Annotated in this window: 16 protein-coding genes; 15 read left to right on the forward strand and 1 reads right to left on the reverse strand. The window is 46.7% G+C overall.

Annotated elements, in window-relative coordinates:
* Positions 1–8: 8 nt before the first annotated feature.
* The 11 genes from EUBC25_RS12250 to EUBC25_RS12300 all read left to right on the forward strand — a co-directional run bounded on the left by EUBC25_RS12250 (position 9) and on the right by EUBC25_RS12300 (position 11,744).
* Positions 9–1,772, forward strand: a complete 1,764-nt coding sequence (locus EUBC25_RS12250) for a glycoside hydrolase family 13 protein (protein ID WP_230105765.1) — start codon at positions 9–11, stop codon at positions 1,770–1,772.
* A gap of 15 nt (positions 1,773–1,787) precedes the next feature.
* The gene (locus tag EUBC25_RS12255) at positions 1,788–3,422 is read left to right on the forward strand and encodes a glycoside hydrolase family 13 protein (protein ID WP_230105766.1); all 1,635 of its coding nucleotides are present in this window, start codon (positions 1,788–1,790) and stop codon (positions 3,420–3,422) included.
* A gap of 103 nt (positions 3,423–3,525) precedes the next feature.
* Positions 3,526–4,029 (forward strand): DedA family protein, encoded by a 504-nt coding sequence (locus tag EUBC25_RS12260; protein WP_230105767.1) that lies wholly within the window; start codon positions 3,526–3,528, stop codon positions 4,027–4,029.
* A gap of 21 nt (positions 4,030–4,050) precedes the next feature.
* The gene (locus EUBC25_RS12265; protein WP_230105768.1) at positions 4,051–5,304 is read left to right on the forward strand and encodes a glycosyltransferase; all 1,254 of its coding nucleotides are present in this window, start codon (positions 4,051–4,053) and stop codon (positions 5,302–5,304) included.
* A 34-nt stretch (positions 5,305–5,338) separates the two neighbouring features.
* Positions 5,339–5,947, forward strand: coding sequence for a DUF374 domain-containing protein (locus EUBC25_RS12270; RefSeq protein WP_230105769.1), 609 nt, complete (start codon positions 5,339–5,341; stop codon positions 5,945–5,947).
* Complete coding sequence (locus tag EUBC25_RS12275) at positions 5,913–6,611, forward strand: response regulator transcription factor (protein WP_230105770.1); 699 nt, start codon at positions 5,913–5,915, stop codon at positions 6,609–6,611. The genes EUBC25_RS12270 and EUBC25_RS12275 overlap by 35 nt, the downstream gene beginning before the upstream one ends.
* On the forward strand, positions 6,583–8,733 hold the full coding sequence (locus EUBC25_RS12280) for a sensor histidine kinase (RefSeq protein ID WP_331471468.1): 2,151 nt from the start codon (positions 6,583–6,585) through the stop codon (positions 8,731–8,733). The genes EUBC25_RS12275 and EUBC25_RS12280 overlap by 29 nt, the downstream gene beginning before the upstream one ends.
* A 103-nt stretch (positions 8,734–8,836) precedes the next feature.
* Entirely contained in the window at positions 8,837–9,796 is a 960-nt protein-coding gene (locus tag EUBC25_RS12285; protein WP_230105772.1) for a tRNA-dihydrouridine synthase family protein, read from the forward strand.
* A 44-nt stretch (positions 9,797–9,840) separates the two neighbouring features.
* A complete protein-coding gene (locus EUBC25_RS12290; protein ID WP_230105773.1) occupies positions 9,841–10,308 on the forward strand; it encodes a prepilin peptidase in 468 nt (155 codons plus the stop codon).
* 47 nt (positions 10,309–10,355) lie between these two features.
* The gene (locus EUBC25_RS12295) at positions 10,356–10,973 is read left to right on the forward strand and encodes a DUF3841 domain-containing protein (RefSeq protein ID WP_230105774.1); all 618 of its coding nucleotides are present in this window, start codon (positions 10,356–10,358) and stop codon (positions 10,971–10,973) included.
* A gap of 285 nt (positions 10,974–11,258) precedes the next feature.
* On the forward strand, positions 11,259–11,744 hold the full coding sequence (locus EUBC25_RS12300; RefSeq protein ID WP_230105775.1) for a cytidylate kinase-like family protein: 486 nt from the start codon (positions 11,259–11,261) through the stop codon (positions 11,742–11,744).
* Between the two features lie 190 nt (positions 11,745–11,934).
* Here the strand turns inward: EUBC25_RS12300 and EUBC25_RS12305 are convergent, their stop codons facing one another.
* A complete protein-coding gene (locus tag EUBC25_RS12305; protein WP_230105776.1) occupies positions 11,935–13,200 on the reverse strand; it encodes a peptidoglycan-binding protein in 1,266 nt (421 codons plus the stop codon).
* A gap of 353 nt (positions 13,201–13,553) precedes the next feature.
* Here EUBC25_RS12305 and EUBC25_RS12310 point away from each other — a divergent pair, with 353 nt between their 5' ends.
* The 4 genes from EUBC25_RS12310 (at position 13,554) to EUBC25_RS12325 (ending at position 19,670) form a co-directional block, all read left to right on the forward strand.
* Positions 13,554–14,624, forward strand: coding sequence for a carbamoyl phosphate synthase small subunit (locus EUBC25_RS12310; protein ID WP_230105777.1), 1,071 nt, complete (start codon positions 13,554–13,556; stop codon positions 14,622–14,624).
* Complete coding sequence (gene carB, locus EUBC25_RS12315; protein ID WP_230105778.1) at positions 14,624–17,821, forward strand: carbamoyl-phosphate synthase large subunit; 3,198 nt, start codon at positions 14,624–14,626, stop codon at positions 17,819–17,821. Before EUBC25_RS12310 ends, carB begins: the two co-directional genes overlap by 1 nt.
* Positions 17,822–17,982: 161 nt before the next feature.
* Positions 17,983–18,657, forward strand: a complete 675-nt coding sequence (locus tag EUBC25_RS12320) for a response regulator transcription factor (protein ID WP_230105779.1) — start codon at positions 17,983–17,985, stop codon at positions 18,655–18,657.
* On the forward strand, positions 18,654–19,670 hold the full coding sequence (locus EUBC25_RS12325) for a sensor histidine kinase (RefSeq protein WP_230105780.1): 1,017 nt from the start codon (positions 18,654–18,656) through the stop codon (positions 19,668–19,670). The genes EUBC25_RS12320 and EUBC25_RS12325 overlap by 4 nt, the downstream gene beginning before the upstream one ends.
* The last annotated feature ends 34 nt before the right edge of the window (positions 19,671–19,704 follow it).

Below are 19,704 nucleotides of genomic sequence, written 5' to 3' on the forward strand. Positions count from 1 at the left end.
GGACAGCAATGGAATTTACAGGAGTTTATCATAAAACATCGGAACAGATGAGCTATGCGCTCAATGAAAATGAGCTGGTGGTAAACCTTAAGACCGGCTATGACGTCAGACGGGTGTTCATTCATCACGGGGATCCCTTTGAAGCAGGAATCCTGGGAGGAAATGAGAAGTGGACGGGAACAAGGGAGGAGATCGTATTTAAGAAACGGCTCCGCCATCAGATCTGGTGGACCACAACCCTTCAGCCGCCTTACAAAAGATGCAAGTATTATTTTGAACTCCATACGGAAACGGAGATCTGGTATTACTGTGAAGACGGTTTTCTGACAAAAGACCAGATAGACATGGAGGGGCGGATGATCCAGTGCTTTACCGTTCCATGGATGAATCCGGCGGATGTAAACTGCACCCCGGGGTGGGTTAACGATACGATATGGTATCAGATCTTTCCGGATCGGTTCTGCCGCGGGGAAATAGAAGGGGAAAGAAAAGAGGATTTCGTTCCCTGGAGAAAAGGCAAGGTCACCAATGAGGAGAGGTTTGGCGGCAACCTGGAGGGAATCAGGCAAAAGCTTCCCTATCTTGCGGATCTGGGAATTACTGGCATCTATTTGAATCCTATCATGGAGGCCGAGTCCAATCACAAATACGACACTACAGACTACACAAAGATCGATCCTCATTTCGGAGATAAAGAAACATTTGCGAAATTAGTAAAGGAGGCTCATAGTCTTGGTATTCGGATCATGGTGGACGCAGTGTTTAACCACTGTGGTCCTAAGTTTGCTCCATGGCAGGATGTGCTGGAGAAAGGACAGAAATCTCCTTACGCCGACTGGTTTATGGTGCAGACCTGGCCGCTTCTCAAAAAGCGTGCGGATACAAGGGACGGCAGATTTTATTCCTTTGCTTTCGCCGATCAGATGCCGAAGATCAATACCAACAATGAAGAAGTGATCGATTACTTCTGCGGCGTGTGTGAAGGGTGGATCACAGATTATGATATTGACGGGATCCGGTTTGACGTGGGAAATGAAGTGTCCCACCGTTTTCTGAAAAAGATTCGGGAACATTTAAAGAGATGCAAAGAGGATATTTATCTTCTGGGAGAGATCTGGCATGATGCAAGCCAATGGCTGATTGGGGACGAGTATGACTCTGTGATGAATTATCCGCTGATGAGCGGGATCCATGACTTTTTCCTGGACAAAGGGATGAAAAAAGAGGAGTTTGAGTATATGATAAACCGCTGCTATACCATGTATATGCAGCAGAATAACAATGTCATGTTCAACCTTCTGGATTCTCATGATACGGAGCGGCTGATGAACCGTTTTCATGATCTGGATATGTTTTACCAGCAGCTTGCCGTGCTCTTTACCATGCCGGGAAGTCCCTGTATCTATTATGGTACAGAGATCGCCATGGAGGGCGGACACGATCCGGACTGCAGGAGATGTATGCCATGGGATGAGCTTGAGACTCCCAAAAATCAGGAAAAGATCTGGTCTGTAAAATCTTTGATCCGGATGAGGAAAGAAGAGGACGCCTGCAGGAGCCTCTATTTCCACTTTCCGGGGGAATATGAAAATGAGAGATGTGTGGAGTACATTAAGTTGGACGAAAACCAGAATGAGCTGGAGGTTCTCTTGAACTGTTCGGAAAATGAGATGAAAGTAAGACCGGAAGGAGAAATCCTTTTTTCCAGAAAATACAAAGACGGTATTTTAGAAAAAAACGGAACTCTGATCCGAAGAAAGAAGAAACGATAGAAGGAGGAGTTGCAAATGGTTAAGACAGAGAAAAAATGGTGGAAGGATACAGTAGTTTACCAGATCTATCCCCGCAGCTCCCAGGACAGTAACGGCGACGGAATTGGCGACATCAGGGGGATCATACAAAGGCTGCCTTACCTGGAAGAGCTGGGAGTTGGCGCCCTGTGGCTCTCCCCTGTATGCCGCTCTCCCCAGGATGACAATGGCTATGATATCTCGGATTACCAGGATATCGATCCCATGTTCGGGACGCTGGATGACATGGAAGAACTGATTCAGAAGGCAAAAGAATGCGGAATACGCATTATTATGGATCTTGTCCTGAATCATACCTCCGATGAGCACCGCTGGTTTAGGGAAGCAAGGAAAAGCAAAGACAATCCTTACCACGATTACTATGTGTGGAGAGATGGAAAAGAGAGCAAACTTCCCAATGATATGGAATCTGTGTTTGGAGGACCGGCATGGGAATGGGTGCCGGAGCTTGGACAGAACTATTTTCATCAATTTTCCGTAAAACAGCCGGACCTTAATTGGGAAAATCCCAAGGTGCGCCGCGAGATTTACGATATGATCCTGTGGTGGATGGATAAGGGCGTCGGGGGCTTCCGGCTGGATGTGATCGACCAGATCGCCAAGGAGCCGGATCTGAAAATTACAAATAACGGCCCAAGGCTTCATGAATTTATCCGGGAGTTAAGCAAGGAGACGTTCCAGAAGGGCGATCTGATCACAGTAGGAGAGGCATGGGGTGCGGATACCGAGAGGGCGAAGCTTTACAGCAATCCTGACGGCAGTGAATTTTCTATGGTATTTCAGTTTGAACACATCGGTCTTGACCAGCAGGAGGGAAAGACGAAGTGGGATCTTAGCCCTCTTCCCTTTGTGAAGCTGAAAAAGACTCTTGCAAAATGGCAGACAGAATTGGCAGGACAAGGATGGAACAGCCTGTTCTGGAACAACCATGATCTTCCCCGCATTGTCTCCAGATGGGGAAATGACGGAAAATACCGGGTGGAATCCGCCAAGATGCTGGCATCTGTGCTGCATGGAATGCAGGGAACTCCCTATATTTATCAGGGAGAAGAACTTGGAATGACCAACGTGCATTTTGATGATATCAGCCAGTATAAAGATATTGAAACGCTGCACATGTATGAAGAGCGGATGGAAGAGGGATATTCCGAAGAGGAAGTGATGGCCTCTATCTATGCAAAAGGCCGGGATAACGCCCGTACACCGATGCAGTGGGATGAGAGCAGACATGCAGGTTTCACAAAAGGAACTCCCTGGATTGCAGTCAATCCCAATTATCGGGAGATCAACGCTGCCAGGGAAATGGCGGATCCGGATTCTGTTTTTCGCTATTATCAGAAGCTTATCAGACTGCGAAAAGAATATCCTGTCTTTGCAGACGGCGTATTCTCGTTGCTTCTTGAGGAAGATGAGCAGATTTTTGCCTATACAAGAACCGACGAAGAGTCAGAGCTTTTGGTATGGGCCAACTTTACGGACCGTCCGGCGCAGTGTACTTGGCCGGAAGAGTGGAAGGAAGCCGAAGTGCTTCTTAGCAATTACGACAGCAGTATGAAAGCAAATGAGCTGCGGCCTTATGAGACGGTCATGATGATCAGGACCTTACAATAAAACATCATAAAACATTAAATTTTCTTTAGAAAATCTTTCGATTCTTATAGCGTCCTCCTTTAGATTTTTGGGGTATCCTAAAAATAACAAGGAGGACGCTTCTATGAATATCCAGACATTAACACAATATTTTCTCGAATACGGAGCTTTTTTTATTTATCTCATCGTGCTTTTGGAATACCTGAATCTGCCGGGATTTCCGGCGGGAGTCATTATGCCGCTGGCCGGAATATGGGCATCTCAGGGAGAGATCAGTTTTTTCATGGTTATGATACTGACAGTGGCGGCAGGTCTTACAGGAAGCTGGGCGCTTTATTTTCTGGGAAGGGCCGGGGGAGAGAAGGTGCTGGGTTTTTATTTCAGGAAATTTCCAAAACAAAAGCCGGTCATTGAAGGAAAGATAGAGATGCTGCGGGAAAAAGGGTGTATCGGCGTGTTTGTGAGCAAACTTCTGCCGATGGTGCGCACACTGATCTCTATACCGGCCGGTATGGTGAAAATGGATTTCATAAAATATACTATAAGCTCTACGCTTGGAATCTTTTTGTGGAATCTGGTATTTGTAGGAGCCGGATATTTCTTCGGAGAAGCCGCAATTCGTATCTGATAGCTGGAGGAGGGAAAGACAATGAGAATTGCTATGCTGACAAACAATTACAAACCTTTTGTGGGAGGCGTGCCGATTTCCATTGAACGGCAGGCTAAGGCTTTAAGAGAACTGGGGCATGAGGTGATGATCTTTGCACCGGATTATGGAGATACAGAGGAAGAAGAGGGAGTGATCCGCTGCCGGATCCGGAAAAGACGGATGGCCAATGGGATGGTATATCCCAGATTATTCAGCCCTGAGACAGAGAGTGCCTTCCGAAGGGAGAAGTTTGACTGCATCCATGTGCATCAGCCGGTTTATATGGGAAATATGGCTTTGTATCTCGGAAGAAAATACCATATTCCCATTATCTATACGTACCATACACGTTATGAGGATTATCTTCATTATCTTCCGGTATTCCGGGAAGAAGAAAAGGCAGGAGCAATCCGAAGGCTCCTGATCCGCGCGGCCAGAGAGAGGGTGATCCCCTGGTATATGAGATGGTTTACTAACCGGTGTGATACCGTACTTGCACCGACAAAAGGAATGAAAAGAGACATCCTGCTGAATGGAACTTCTTCTTTGGTGGAAGTATTTCCCACAGGCTTGGACGAGGGGTTCTTTGAGGAACACAAAGAGACGGCGATTGCAGTCAGGAAGCAGTATGGAAAGGATAAGAAGTATCTCTTCTGTACAGTTTCCAGGCTGGAGGAAGAGAAGAATCTGTTCTTCTTATTAAAAGGGATGAAAAAACTGAAAGAAGAAGGCATGGAGTCTTTCCGGCTCCTTCTTATCGGAGAGGGAAGTCTGAAAGGGGAACTGGAGAAGACAGCAGTCCAATGGGGACTGGAGGATTGTGTAACATTTACCGGAAATATTCCCAATGAAGAACTTCCAGCTTATCTGCAGGCAAGCGATCTCTTCTTATTTTCTTCAAAGTCAGAGACTCAGGGTATTGTGATCCAGGAAGCGCTGGCAAGCGGATGTCCGGTGATAGCCATCCGGGCAAATGGAGTGGAAGACGCGATAGAAGACGGATGCAACGGATATCTGGCGAAAGAGGATGTGCAGGAGTGGTGCATGAAGATCTGGAAGGCTCTGGAAGGTCCCGGCAGGGGAAAGATGAGGGAGGAGGCCAAAAAGAGCGTATCCGGTTACCGGAATCTGGCTCTGGCTGCAAGAGAGGAGCAGATCTATACCAATTGTATGGAGGCAAAATGGAAGGAGGAGACAGCGGGTGAAAGGGAACATGCTGCAGTATCTTTTTCAAGGTTATTTAAAATTACTTAAACGAACTGTGCGTATTCAGTGGGAAGAAAACGAAGTGGGACGCGAAGGACAGATTTTCGGCTTCTGGCATGAAGACAGTTTCTGTATGAATCTTATACTGGAAGAACTGGCCTTAAGTGCAGGACCGGTCAATGTGATCGTCACTGCGGACCGCCGGGGAGATTATATTCAGGATATGGTGGAAAGCTGCGGAGGAAAAGCAGTCAGAGTGCCCGACGGAAAGGCTTCCTATCATACGTTGAAATCGATACAGAAAGATCTTGCAAAAGAGGAAGAGTCGATCGCGGCGGCATTGGACGGTCCTTTGGGACCCAGGCACGAACCGAAGAAACTGGCTTTCTATTTTTCAGAACAGATGCAAAAAGAATTTACAGGATTTACCCTGGAATATTCTGCCTGTATCCGTCTTTGGTGGCGCTGGGATGAATATGCGATTCCGCTGCCTTTCTCGAGAGTGTCTGTATTTGCGCACAATTACGGCGTTGTGAGAAGAAAGAATATCCCGCCGCTTCCGGCATCGGGAAGGGCAAGGAAATGTGGTTTTATGAGTGAGGCAAAAGTGCTATACTCAGGAAGGAATACAGGAGAATATTTAGCAGGAGGGAACCATGGAAGCAAATCATATCTTAATTGTGGAAGATGACAAAGAAATACGGGAAGGCGTAGAAATATATTTGAGGAGCCAGGGGTATGAGGTGTTTCAGGCTGCAGACGGAGTGGAAGGCTTAAAGGTACTGGAACAAGAAGAGATCCATCTGGCGATCGTGGATATTATGATGCCCCGGATGGACGGCATCCAGATGACAATGAAACTTCGGGAAAAGTATGATTTCCCCGTCATTATGCTTTCAGCCAAATCAGAGGAAGTCGATAAGATCACCGGACTGAATCTCGGGGCAGATGATTATGTGACAAAGCCTTTTACGCCTATGGAGCTTATGGCGAGAGTAAACTCACAGCTTCGGCGGTACCGGAAATTTATGGAGAAGCTGGAAGTGAAGGAAAACGTCCACGTGATCGGCGGACTGGAGATCAATGAGGAGACAGTGGAAGTGACAGTGGATGGAAAACCGGTGAAGCTGACGCCTATTGAATATAAGATCCTCCTTCTCCTTGCGAAAAATCCCGGAAGAGTATTTTCGGCGGAAGAAATTTATGAAAGAGTCTGGCAGGAAAAGGCAGTGGGAACGGATACGGTTATGGTCCATGTCAGAAATATCCGCGAAAAAATAGAGCTGGATCCGAAAAATCCGAAATATTTAAAGGTGGTGTGGGGTGTTGGATACAAAATTGAAAAACAATCCTAAAATTGTATGGCTGGCAGTGCTCCTTGTTCTCTGCATTTGTTCGGCGGGAATGATCCTTCTCTATCCGTCTATCCGGAACAGTGCACAGGAAGACAGAAATGAGAGCGGCAATGAACTTGGGCTGTATGTAGATGAATTTACTTCCCTGGCAGAAGGGAACTATGTCCTTTATAATCAGCTCTCAAAGGAAACTTCCCAGGCGGATGTACTGGAGGAAAATGCGTATAATGAATTTCGCCTTCTGGAGCGGTATACGGATTACAGCATTACGGACGAGGAGGGGAACATCCTTCTGGAAAGCCAACAGGATGTACAGGAAGCGCTGGAGAGCGGGCAGGACGGACGTTATGCGCTTAAAGTGGAATTTGTGTTTGACAGCCACGGGCAGGTAAGTTCTGTCGGGGTATCCGGCAGCAGGCTGGATAGGGAAACGGCCTATGGGATGGAGCAGGCTTTGATCAGTGCGCAGGAAGACCTGGAGTATGATTTTGACTATAATGGATTCCGGAAGATTTCCAATCCGGAGAATGTGACGGTGCGGTACGGAATGACGGAAGAAAATCTGACGGAATATTTGTATACCGGTCGGATGGGTGATGAAGAGTCGGCGGACGTATACTGGGTTTTGGAAAGTGATGGCTTTTTCTGGATTTTTCTGCTTTTTGTGGGGATAACAGCAGCAGCGGCGATTTTACTGCCGTTCTGGAAAAGAACAGACGGGCCGGCTCTTTTCCGGGCTCCCCTGGAGATCGTTTTGCTGGTGGCGGTCATATTCTTTTCTACGCTGTTTTATCAGGCGCGCATGATCTGGAAAACTATGAATCATGAACTGATCCTGATCGTATCTCCGGCAGAGGCCCCTGTCAATACGGCCGTTTCCTATCTTTTGAATTTCTTTGTGTGGGCGTTTAGCTTTGGCATTGTATTCTGGCTTGTAACCTGCCTTCGTCCCATGTTCGTCATGGGAAAAGAATACTGGCGTCAGAGGGTGTGGACAATACGTTTTATCCTGTGGGTGAAACGGGGAGGTACCCGCAGTGTCCGGGGGGCAAAGAATACGGCGGGAGGAGTATGGCAGAGATTCAAAGATTTTCTCCGCCGTCAGTATGACCTTCTTCTCCACTTTGATTTCACAGATAAGACAAACAAGATGATCCTGAAAGTGGTGATCATGAATTTTGTCGTGCTTTTTATCATTACCTTCTTCTGGGTATTTGGTATCGGCGTACTGATCGCCTATTCTATCATTTTGTTCCTTTTCCTCAGGAAATATCTGGATCAGGTGCAGGAGCAGTATAAAAGTGTATTGAGAACAACCTCCCGTCTGGCGGCAGGGGATCTGGATACCGAGATCAGCGAAGATGCAGGAATATTTAATCCGGTGCAGGATGAGCTTAGGAAGATTCAGGAAGGATTCCGCAGGGCAGTAGAAGAAGAGATGAAAAGTGAGAGGATGAAAACCGACCTGGTTACAAATGTATCCCATGACTTAAAGACGCCGCTCACAGCCATCATCACCTATGTGGATCTTTTGAAAAATGAAAAAGATGAAGAGAAGAGAAAGGAATATATCGGGATACTGGAGAAGAAATCGCAGCGACTGAAAGTGCTCATTGAGGATTTGTTTGAGATCAGCAAGGCAACCAGCCACAATGTGACGTTGCACTTTATGAAACTGGATATCATAGGACTTCTGAAGCAGATAGAGCTGGAGTACGACAGGAATTTAAAGGCAGCGGGACTGGAAGTGAAATGGGATGTGCCCGAAGAGAAGGTTATTGTGGAGCTGGACAGCGAAAAGGCGTACCGGATCTTTGAAAATCTGATCGTCAACATTTCCAAGTATGCCCTCCCTAATACCCGCGTATTTATTGAGGTGAAAGAAGAACAGGACAATGTGTCTGTACGGATGAAAAACGTCTCGGCCGCAGAGCTGAATTTCAACGCAGATGAGATCACAGACCGCTTCGTCAGAGGAGATGTATCAAGAAATACAGAAGGCTCCGGGCTGGGACTGTCCATAGCCAAATCTTTTACAGAGCTGATGCACGGCACACTGAAAATCTCCACAGAAGCAGATCTGTTCCGGGTGGAAATCGTATTCCCGCGTGTCAGGGAATAACAGGCAGGGAAAGCTTAGGAGCTTTCCCTGTTTTGGCGTCGCTGGACTTTTATTTGGAATCATGCTAAAGTAGTAAGACAAAGTGACGTAAGAGAGGGAGAACATGAAATACTACTTTGCGCCTATGGAAGGGATTACAGGACCCATTCACCGGAAGGCTTTTGACGCCTGTTTTCCTGGTGTGGACAAATACTTTACCGCTTTTATTGCACCCAATCAGAAGGGGAAGTTCAGCGCCAGGGAGAAGAAGGATATTGATCCGGAGAATAATCGGGGAATTTTCCTGATTCCCCAGATCATGACCAACGACGCCGGGGATTTTACTGTGACAGCCCTTCAGCTTGAGAGTCTTGGATATAAGGAGGTCAATCTCAATCTGGGATGTCCGTCCAGAACAGTTGTCTCAAAGTACAGAGGATCCGGATTTCTGGCAATACCGGACAAGCTGGAGCGATTTTTGGACGATGTCTTTACAGACAGAGATAAAAAGATGCCGGATATGCGTATTTCCATAAAGACAAGGATCGGAAAGGATGATCCTGACGAGTTTGAACGTCTTATGGAGATATACAATCGTTATCCGCTGGAAGAGCTGATCGTTCATCCGAGAACCCAGCAGGATTTCTACCAGGGGCGTCCGGATATGAAGGCCTTTGGCTATGCTGCCGAAAAGGGGAAAAGTCCTGTGTGCTACAATGGGGATATTCTTACGGTTGGAGACTTAAATCGGTTTACCAGTGCTTATCCGCAGATAGATAAGGTTATGATCGGCAGAGGATTCCTTCGGGATCCGGGGCTGATCTTACGGCTTCAAAACAAAGAAGCGCCGGGAAAAGAGCTGCTTTTGAAATTTCACGATAAGGTTTATGAAGGCTATAAAGAAGAGATGCCGGGGCCTAAGCCGGTGCTTTTCAAGATGAAAGAATTGTGGGCTTATATGGGACAGATTTTTGCAGATGCCAAAAAGCCTCTCAAGCGTATCCGTAAAGCAGAGAAGCTGGAAGCATATGAAGCGGCAGTGAAGGAATTATTCGAAGAATATGAAATGACGGGGGAAGCGTAAGAGGCGATAAGTAGTGAGATCTGTGAAAGCATTGCTGAAATTTTATGACAGAGAAATTGCTGGAAGGAGTTTTTCTTAGCCTTCTTTTGTGGGTTTCCTTTGGAGATGTGCTAAAAAGGGAAATACCGGATGGCATACCGGCAGCAATGATCTTACTTGCGGCTGCAGATATGTGGAGCGGTGGGATGGCTCTGCCAGAGAGGCTGGCAGGGCTTTTGTGTATCAGCCTGCCTATGACAGCCATAACGATGGTGCGGCCGGGAGCCTTTGGAGGAGGAGATATTAAGCTGGCAGCAGCCGGCGGAGCCTTTTTGGGAGCGATAAGAATGATAGCGGCTGGCGGAATTGCCGTTTTGCTGTGCGGAATTGTGCTGACGCCCCTTGTGTTGACGAGAAGGATTACCGGGAAAGAGTCCATTCCCTTTGGACCGTTTTTAAGTGCCGGGATGGCTGCAGGTCTTCTTTGGGGAAAAGAAATTGCGGCCTGGTATACCGGAAGCGGAGCCAGGTAAGAACACGTGAAAGAAATTTGAGAAAATAGAAAGGAGAATGGCAGAAAATGGTGGACCAAGATGCGAAAAAAGGATCCGGCGGGGAGATGGTCAGGCTTTATACAAGGCAGAATGACAAAACTTTGTACCAGCTGGAAAGAGATGGAAGGATCATCAACCAGAGAGTATACGTGGAGCTTCATTTCGGAGACATTGCGCCTCTTTTTATGGAAAGCTACGACTGGTTTACAGAGGAGGCGGCCAGGAGAGTGGAAAAACCGGCAGACGTACATGCGCCTATCTGGTGCTCCATCAGCAGGGAAAACTGCCTGAAGCCCATTGAAGGAACAGTGGTATATGTTCTGGAAGTGCCGGCGGAGAAGATCATCTATTTCGATGAAGGAAAGTGGGATTATGTGCTAAACCGGATCTACCTTCCCAAAGATGAAACGGACAGACAGGAGTATAAACAGCACTTGAAAGATATTGGCGTTGTAAACGGATTTGAGTTCTTCCAGGGCAGGTATGCGGGAAAATATCCACAGGAGGAGGCCCGCATAAAAGAGAGCTGGCTTAGAGTGTTTGAAATTGACAACTGGACTATTTTCAATGTCTGCGGAAATATCTGGGAGATCCGCAAAGAATGGGTAAAGCAGATTGTACATCCCGGAGAAGCTGTGGTATAATGTCCACGTAGGCAATGAGCCGTGCAAAAATGTGGAAAACGCAAACGCCTGCTTGCAGGCGATTTGAGGTTTTCGCATTTTTATAGGGCGAAAGCCCGTGAGCGAGAGCCTGGAAGGGCGCGAGCTGGCACGGCGGCTGGTATAGGGGGCGAAAGCCCGTGAGCGAGAGCCTGGAAGGGCGCGAGCTGGCACGGCGGACAGCACACATGCGAAAGCCCGGAAGCGAGAGCGTGAAGGGCCCGGCAGCAGGCATAGCGTAAACTGGACTACAAAGGAGGAATTGGTATGAAATTAGTAATAACAATGAGCCGGCGATACGGTACAGGAGCAAGCAGGATTGCACAGGAGCTTTCAGAAAGGCTTGGCATTCCGGTATATGACAAGGTGAATGTAGAGGAAGAGCTTGGCAGGCATACTTATGAATCCGAAGTGGAAGTGATAAAGAAACTGGCAGAAAAGCCCTGCATTATCCTGGGACGCTGCGCTTCTGAAATCCTGAAAGATCAGAGAAATGCGTTTAATATTTATGTGTGCGCAGATAAGGAGGATCGTATCCGGCGAATTATGGGGAAAGAAAATCTGACCTATGAGGAAGCAAGTAACAAGATAGAGATGACAGACCAGGAGAGGGCAGATTACTACCATGAACATACAGGAAAGGCGTGGGGAGATGTTAACAATTACCATATGATCTTGAATACATCGGATCTGGGTCTGGAAAATTGTGCAGATATTTTAATGAAGTATTTTGAACGGCAGGAACTGATATAGTTTCTGCCGCTATTTTATTTAATAGGAAATTTCTTTCCTATTAAATAAAACGCTCCGCGGGATGCGCACTCGCGCGAAGTGGAAGCTGTTGCTAAAACGACCGCGCTCGGCGCGAGAGTTCCGCTTGCGGAACTCTTTTTTTCTTTTGACGGCTGCCGGAGTCACAGTGAGAAGCTGTGGGAGATTTCATCTAGGTCAGTTCAGCGATTCTTGATACTCCGACATAAATTTCTGAAATTTTATACCAGGTCGAATAATCAGTGATTCCGGTTTCGGGAAGCCCAAACACTTCCTGGAATTTTCGGACTGCTTCAGCAGTGGCAGGTCCGTAAATTCCGTCGGCAGTCAGCTTTGGAAGGGCCGGATACGCATCTGAAATTACATTAAGCTGTTCCTGAAGCTGTCGGACCTTATTGCCGGAAGACCCAATCTCCAGATTGTAACCCGGCCAGGAGGATGGGATACCGGAGATTGCCTCTGCGGTGTTAATATACATATCTGCGCCGTAATAGTAGCGGAGGATCTCAATAGGAGAGTAGCCCTGATCTCCCAACGATTTAGACCCCCACTGTGTCATCCAGTTGGGACACTGCACGCGCCGCCCGTCACAGTACTGTGTCAGGATCGGCTGCCGGACGTTGGGGCGGGAAAGATAGCTGGCAAACAATTCATCTACAATAACGGAAATGGTATCGTAGATATTCCGTTCCGGAATCCATTTGTGGTCAAAAGCAGTGGAGGAAGTAATAGTGAAGTCAAAACCCTGATTCCGGTACCACTCCGTGTAAACCCTGTTTAAAGTAAAAGACATGATGGCAAGAACATTGGCACGGATTGTATTGGCAGGCCAGGTGGCATATATTTCACTTGACGCTACATTTTTGATATAATCCTTATATTTGACATAATAATTCCGAGCTGTACTGTCCCGGGGGCTTCCGTCATGCACCACGATATATTCCGGTACAACCACGCGGCTTAATACGATTTCCCCGGTTTCATTGACAGGTTTGATCTCTGCTTCAGGAATTTTCTCCGGGTAGATTCCATATAAAGTATGTGCGGGAATCACGAACCGTTCTTCCCCCGTCTCCGAAGAATCAGACGGACGCATCTGTATGTTCTGGATGGCAGTGACATCTGCAAGGATTTCTGTGCCGGCAATGCTGATTGTTTCAAATCCCGGAGCAGTGATAAGAAGGGTATATTCCGAATAAGGCTGTTCTTCTGAAGTGACGTCCAGACTGTATTCTACCGGAGGGGCATCGAGCTCCAGAGTTTCTGACTGTCCGGAGGAATCCGTGGTCACTTCCTCTATTGTACTGTCAGGTATTCCGGTGTAGGAAATGCGGATATTGGCACCGGATACAGGAAAGTGATTGATTTCTGATGTAACATTGATCTGAAGTTTTCCCTTGGAGGGAGTGTCTGAATTAGTGGGAATGGAACCATTCATAATAAGAACCTCTCAGGCCATTTAAGTCTGTTGCATATAGTATATGCAAAAAAGTCCGGAAGGTGATTGACCTATACAAAATCTTGATGCAAACAGGAGGCATTTACCCTTTGGGAGAGATTACGCCGACAATAGTTGACGCTATGCGGATGTAAGAACAAAAATAAAAATGCGAGAAGTGGTTGAAAAAAGTCTTAGATTGTAGTATAATCAATACAATTTGTGGAGACATGATTTGTCGCTGGAAATAGACATAGAAAGGCAGTTGTGCTTGCACGGACTGCCTTTTTTATGGGGCAAAACATGACTTTACATATTGCCATTAAAACAAAGTGAAGGGAAAAGGTGAATAAATGAAAGCGTTTCTTATTTTAGAAGACGGAACCGTCTTTACAGGAACCAGCATAGGTTCTACGAAAGACATGATAAGTGAAATTGTATTTAATACCTCCATGACAGGCTATCTGGAGGTGCTGACTGACCCTTCTTACGCAGGACAGGCCGTAGTTATGACCTATCCATTAATTGGAAATTACGGAATAACACCGGATATGGAATCAAAGAAAGCATGGCCGGACGGTTACATCGTAAGAGAATTATCAAGAATGCCCAGCAATTTCCGATGCGAGGGCACCATTCAGGATTTCCTGAAGGAGCAGGATATTCCGGGAATCGCCGGAATTGATACCCGTGCCCTTACAAAGATCTTAAGAGAAAAAGGTACGATGAACGGAATGATCACGACCAATGAAAACTATGATCTTGATGAGATTATCCCGAAACTTCACGCATACAAAGTCGGAGATGTGGTATCCAAGGTAACCTGTGAGGAGCCATACGTGCTGGAGGGCAACGGACCGAAAGTGGCTCTGATGGATTTCGGCGCAAAGAATAATATTGCACGCTCTCTTAATAAGAGAGGATGCCGCGTGACCATTTATCCGGCTGATACATCGGCAGAGGAGATCATCGCATCCAAACCGGACGGCATTATGCTCTCCAACGGCCCTGGAGATCCGGAAACCTGTACCGAGATCATTGCAGAGATCAAGAAGCTCTATGACACAGATATCCCGATATTTGCCATCTGTCTGGGACATCAGCTTATGGCCCTGGCAAATGGAGGAAAGACATATAAGCTGAAATACGGACACAGAGGAGGAAATCATCCGGTGAAAGATTTAAGCAACAACCGGGTATATATTTCCTCACAGAATCACGGGTATGCAGTGGATGCATCCACCATTGATCCGTCTGTGGCAAAGGAAGCTTTTGTCAATGTCAACGACGGAACGAACGAAGGACTTTCTTATATCGGAAAGAACATCTTTACGGTTCAGTTCCATCCGGAAGCATGCCCGGGACCGCAGGATTCCGGTTATTTGTTTGACAGGTTTATGGATATGATGAAAGGAGCAAACTAATGCCAAGAAATAAAGATATTAAAAAGGTACTGGTGATTGGATCCGGACCGATTGTAATCGGGCAGGCTGCAGAATTTGACTATGCGGGAACACAGGCGTGCCGTTCTCTGAAAGAAGAGGGGCTTGAGGTTGTGCTTCTCAATTCCAACCCGGCTACAATTATGACAGATAAGGATATTGCAGACCGTGTTTACATTGAACCGCTGACTGTAGAAGTGGTAGAACAGCTGATCTTGAAGGAAAAGCCGGACAGCGTGCTTCCTACTCTGGGAGGACAGGCAGCTCTGAACCTTGCCATGGAGCTGGAAGAAAACGGCTTCCTTAAGAGAAATAATGTCCGCCTTATCGGTACAACCTCCGAAACGATCAAGAAAGCGGAGGACCGTCTGGAATTTAAGACTACCATGGAAAAGATCGGAGAGCCATGTGCAGCGTCCCTCGTTGTGGAAAATGTAGAGGATGGTATTAAGTTTGCAGAGAAGATCGGTTATCCTGTTGTGCTTCGTCCGGCCTATACTCTGGGAGGAAGCGGCGGCGGTATCGCCCATGACAGAGAACAGCTGGTAGAGATCCTGGAAAACGGACTTCGTCTCTCCCGTGTCGGACAGGTTCTGGTAGAGCGCTGCATCGCCGGATGGAAAGAGATCGAGTACGAGGTGATGCGTGACGGAAACGGCAACTGTATCACAGTATGTAATATGGAAAATATCGACCCGGTAGGCGTTCACACAGGAGACAGTATTGTAGTAGCTCCGTCCCAGACTTTGGGAGATAAAGAGTATCAGATGCTGCGTACCTCAGCTCTTAACATTATCAGTGAACTGAACATCACCGGAGGATGTAACGTGCAGTACGCTCTTCATCCGGAGACATTTGAATATTGCGTTATCGAGGTAAATCCGCGTGTCAGCCGTTCTTCAGCGCTTGCTTCCAAAGCTACCGGATATCCGATCGCAAAGGTTGCAGCTAAGATTGCCCTTGGTTATACACTGGATGAGATCAAAAATGCGGTTACACAGAAGACATACGCAAGCTTCGAGCCTATGCTGGATTACTGTGTCGTAAAAATGCCGAGACTTCCGTTTGACAAATTCATCAGTGCGAAACGTACGCTGACAACACAGATGAAGGCGACCGGAGAGGTCATGAGTATCTGCGACAACTTCGAGGGTGCACTGATGAAAGCGATCCGTTCTCTGGAGCAGCATGTGGACAGCCTGATGTCCTATGATTTCTCCGATCTTACTAAAGAGGAGCTTCTGGAAAAGCTTGAGATCGTAGATGACCGCCGGATCTGGATGATCGCAGAGGCCATCAGAAAAGGTATCTCCTATGATGAGATCAACCGTATTACAAAGATTGACAAATGGTTTATTGATAAGATTGCCCGTCTGGTAGAGATGGAGCAGACCTTAAAGACAACATCACTTTCAGCGGACATCCTGAAAGAAGCCAAGAGAATGGAATTTCCGGACAATGTGATCGCGGCTCTGACCGGCAATACGGAGCGTCAGATCCACGATATGCGTCACGAGTATGGAATCACCGCTTCCTACAAGATGGTAGATACCTGTGCGGCAGAGTTTGCGGCAGCGACGCCATATTATTACTCCGTATACGGAAGTGAGAATGAAGTGGAGGAGACAAGCGGCCGGAAAAAGGTACTTGTTCTTGGTTCCGGGCCGATCCGCATCGGACAGGGAATCGAGTTCGACTTCTGTTCTGTGCATTGTACATGGGCATTCTCAAAAGAAGGCTATGAGACGATTATTGTAAATAATAACCCGGAGACAGTAAGTACAGACTTTGACATTGCAGATAAGCTGTATTTTGAGCCTCTGACACCGGAAGATGTGGAGAGTATTGTCGATCTGGAGAAACCGGACGGAGCGGTTGTGCAGTTCGGCGGACAGACTGCTATCAAGCTGACAGAGGCACTGATGAAGATGGGAGTGCCGATCCTTGGTACATCTGCCGAGAATGTAGATGCAGCAGAAGACAGAGAGCTGTTTGATGAAATTTTGGAAAAATGCGGAATCCCGCGTCCGACCGGAGGAACCGTCTTTACAGCAGAGGAAGCCAAAGAGGTTGCAAACCGTCTGGGTTATCCGGTTCTTGTGCGTCCATCCTATGTACTTGGCGGACAGGGAATGCAGATTGCCATCAACGATCACGACATTGATGAATTTATCGGTATTATCAACCGGATTGCACAGGATCACCCGATTCTTGTTGATAAGTACCTTCAGGGAAAAGAGATCGAAGTAGATGCGGTATGCGACGGCGAGGATATCCTGATTCCGGGTATCATGGAGCATATCGAGCGTGCGGGAATCCACTCCGGAGACAGTATTTCCGTTTATCCGGCACAGAGTATTTCGGAGAAGACAAAGAGAACCATTGAGGACTATACAAGAAAGCTGGCGCAGTCCCTGCATGTCATCGGACTGATCAACATTCAGTTCATTGTGTGCGGTGAGGAAGTATACGTCATTGAAGTAAATCCCCGTTCCAGCCGTACGGTTCCTTATATCAGCAAGGTGACAGGCATTCCGATCGTTCCTCTTGCAACAAAGGTTATCATCGGACACAAGATCAAAGACCTTGGTTATACGCCGGGACTCCAGAAAGAGGCGGATTACTTTGCCATTAAAATGCCGGTATTCTCCTTTGAGAAGATCCGGGGCGCTGATATCAGCCTCGGACCAGAGATGAAGTCAACAGGAGAATGTCTGGGTATTGCCCGCACCTTTGACGAGGCGCTTTACAAAGCATTCCTGGGAGCAGGAATCAAACTGCCGAAGTACAAGAACATGATCATTACCGTAAGGGATGAGGATAAGCCGGAAGCAGTAGAGATCGGACGCCGCTTTGAAAAGATCGGCTACAAGATCTTCGCTACAAGAAGTACAGCTAAGGCACTGCAGGACGGAGGAGTAAAAGCGATCCCGGTCAACAAGATCGAGCAGGAATCTCCGAACCTTATGGACCTGATCCTGGGACATGAGATCGATCTTGTCATCGATACGCCGCCTCAGGGCGCTGATCGTTCCAGAGACGGATTCGTGATCAGAAGAAATGCCATTGAGACAGGCGTAAACGTGCTCACGGCTATTGATACAGCGGAAGCTTTGATCACCAGTCTGGAAAATACAGATATCAAGAAGCTGACACTGATCGATATTGCGAAAATTTAAGGATAATTCTAGAAAGGGCATTCTGAAGACAAGGAATCTTCAGAGTGCTTTTTCTATATTTATTTTATGATATATCTTGCAGGAAAATTTTTAAATTACTGTTCAAGGATGGATTTATCATGTAGAATACTATCAGGAAGAAGGAAAATTTAGGAGGGATTATGTACCGTATCTTGATCGTGGAAGATGACAGAACAATTGCACAGGCTTTGAAAAGACATCTGTCAGGCTGGGACTATGAAGTATATTGTGTAGAGGATTTTAAAAATGTGATGGAAGAATTTTCAAACGTTCAGCCTGATCTTGTACTTCTGGATATCGGACTGCCCTTTTATAATGGCTATCACTGGTGCAGCAGTATCCGCAGGATTTCCGATGTGCCCATTATTTTTCTGTCAGCGGCAGGAGACAATATGAATATTGTTATGGCTATGAATATGGGCGGAGATGAATTTATTGAAAAACCCTTTGATTTGAATGTGGTGACAGCGAAGGTGCAGGCAATGTTCCGAAGGGCTTATTCTTACAGAGGGAATACCAATATTATTGAACACAAAGGATGTATCCTCAATTTGTCGGATGCTTCGCTGATCTATCAGGAGCAGAAAATAGAACTGACGAAAAATGAATTTCGAATTCTGCAGATTTTACTGGAACATGCAGGAAAAATTGTTTCCAGGGACGAGATCATTGCAAGGCTGTGGGAAAGCGACGCCTTTATTGATGAGAACACACTGACAGTCAATGTGGCAAGGCTCAGGAAAAAATTGGCCGGGGTAGGCCTGGAACAGATGATCGTGACAAAAAAAGGGATTGGATATATGGTGGAAGCATGAAAACAGCAGGCTACTATTTAAAAGAACACTGGAGAGGAATCGTTGGTTACTTTGGAGCCGCAGCGATTATTTTGATAGTGGGGCTTCTCTATGAAGTTCGGATGGAGGCCATGTCATACGCAGTCTTTTTGTCGATGATATGGCTGATTTTGTGGGGGAGTGCAAATTTTGTCCGTTATGTAAGAAGAAGCAGAGAAAGGGAAGAAATGCTGAAAAACATTTCTTTTTTAAGGCCGGGAGCGCAAAGTGCAGATACTCTGGCAGAGGAGCAGTACCAGAAAATGCTGTCGGTTCTCTGGGATCAGAAGATGGAGAAAGAGTCAGACGCCGCCATTGCAAGACAGGAGAGTGTAGATTATTACAGTCTGTGGGCGCACCAGATCAAAACGCCCCTTGCGGCAATGCGTCTTCTTTTGCAGGAAGAAGGGCAGGAACATGGATCAGACAGTTTTCTAAAGGAAATGGACAAAGAGCTCTTTCGCACAGAACAATATGTGGAGATGGTCATGACCTATGTGCGTATCGGGGATATTTCCAAAGATCTTGTGCTGCAGTGGTATTCTCTGGATAAATTAATTAAACAGGCAGTACGAAAATATTCCAGACTTTTTATTTTGCAGAAGCTGAAATTGAATTATCAGGAATCAGACCGGATCGTGCTCACAGACGAAAAATGGCTGTCCTTTATTTTGGAACAGCTTTTATCCAATGCGCTGAAATACACAAAGGAAGGAGAAATATCGATCCGTGTATCCGAAGGAAAGGAGCATGAGCTTACCCTGATGATCCAGGATACCGGAATCGGTATTTATGCAGAGGATCTTCCCCGTGTATTTGAAAGGGGCTTTACCGGCTATACGGGAAGAGAGCACAAAAAGTCTACCGGTATAGGGCTGTATCTTTGCAAACAGGTGGCGGATAAGCTGGGGCACAGTATCTGGATCGAATCAGAACCCGGCGTTGGGACAACTGTATTTCTGGGTCTGGGAAGAGTTCCTGTGCAGGCGGAGTAAACGAGAAATAAAACCTACCGGCAGCTTTTTGCCA

The sequence above is a fragment of the Claveliimonas bilis genome, from assembly GCF_020892095.1.
GTDB classification, from domain to species: Bacteria; Bacillota; Clostridia; order Lachnospirales; family Lachnospiraceae; genus Claveliimonas; species Claveliimonas bilis.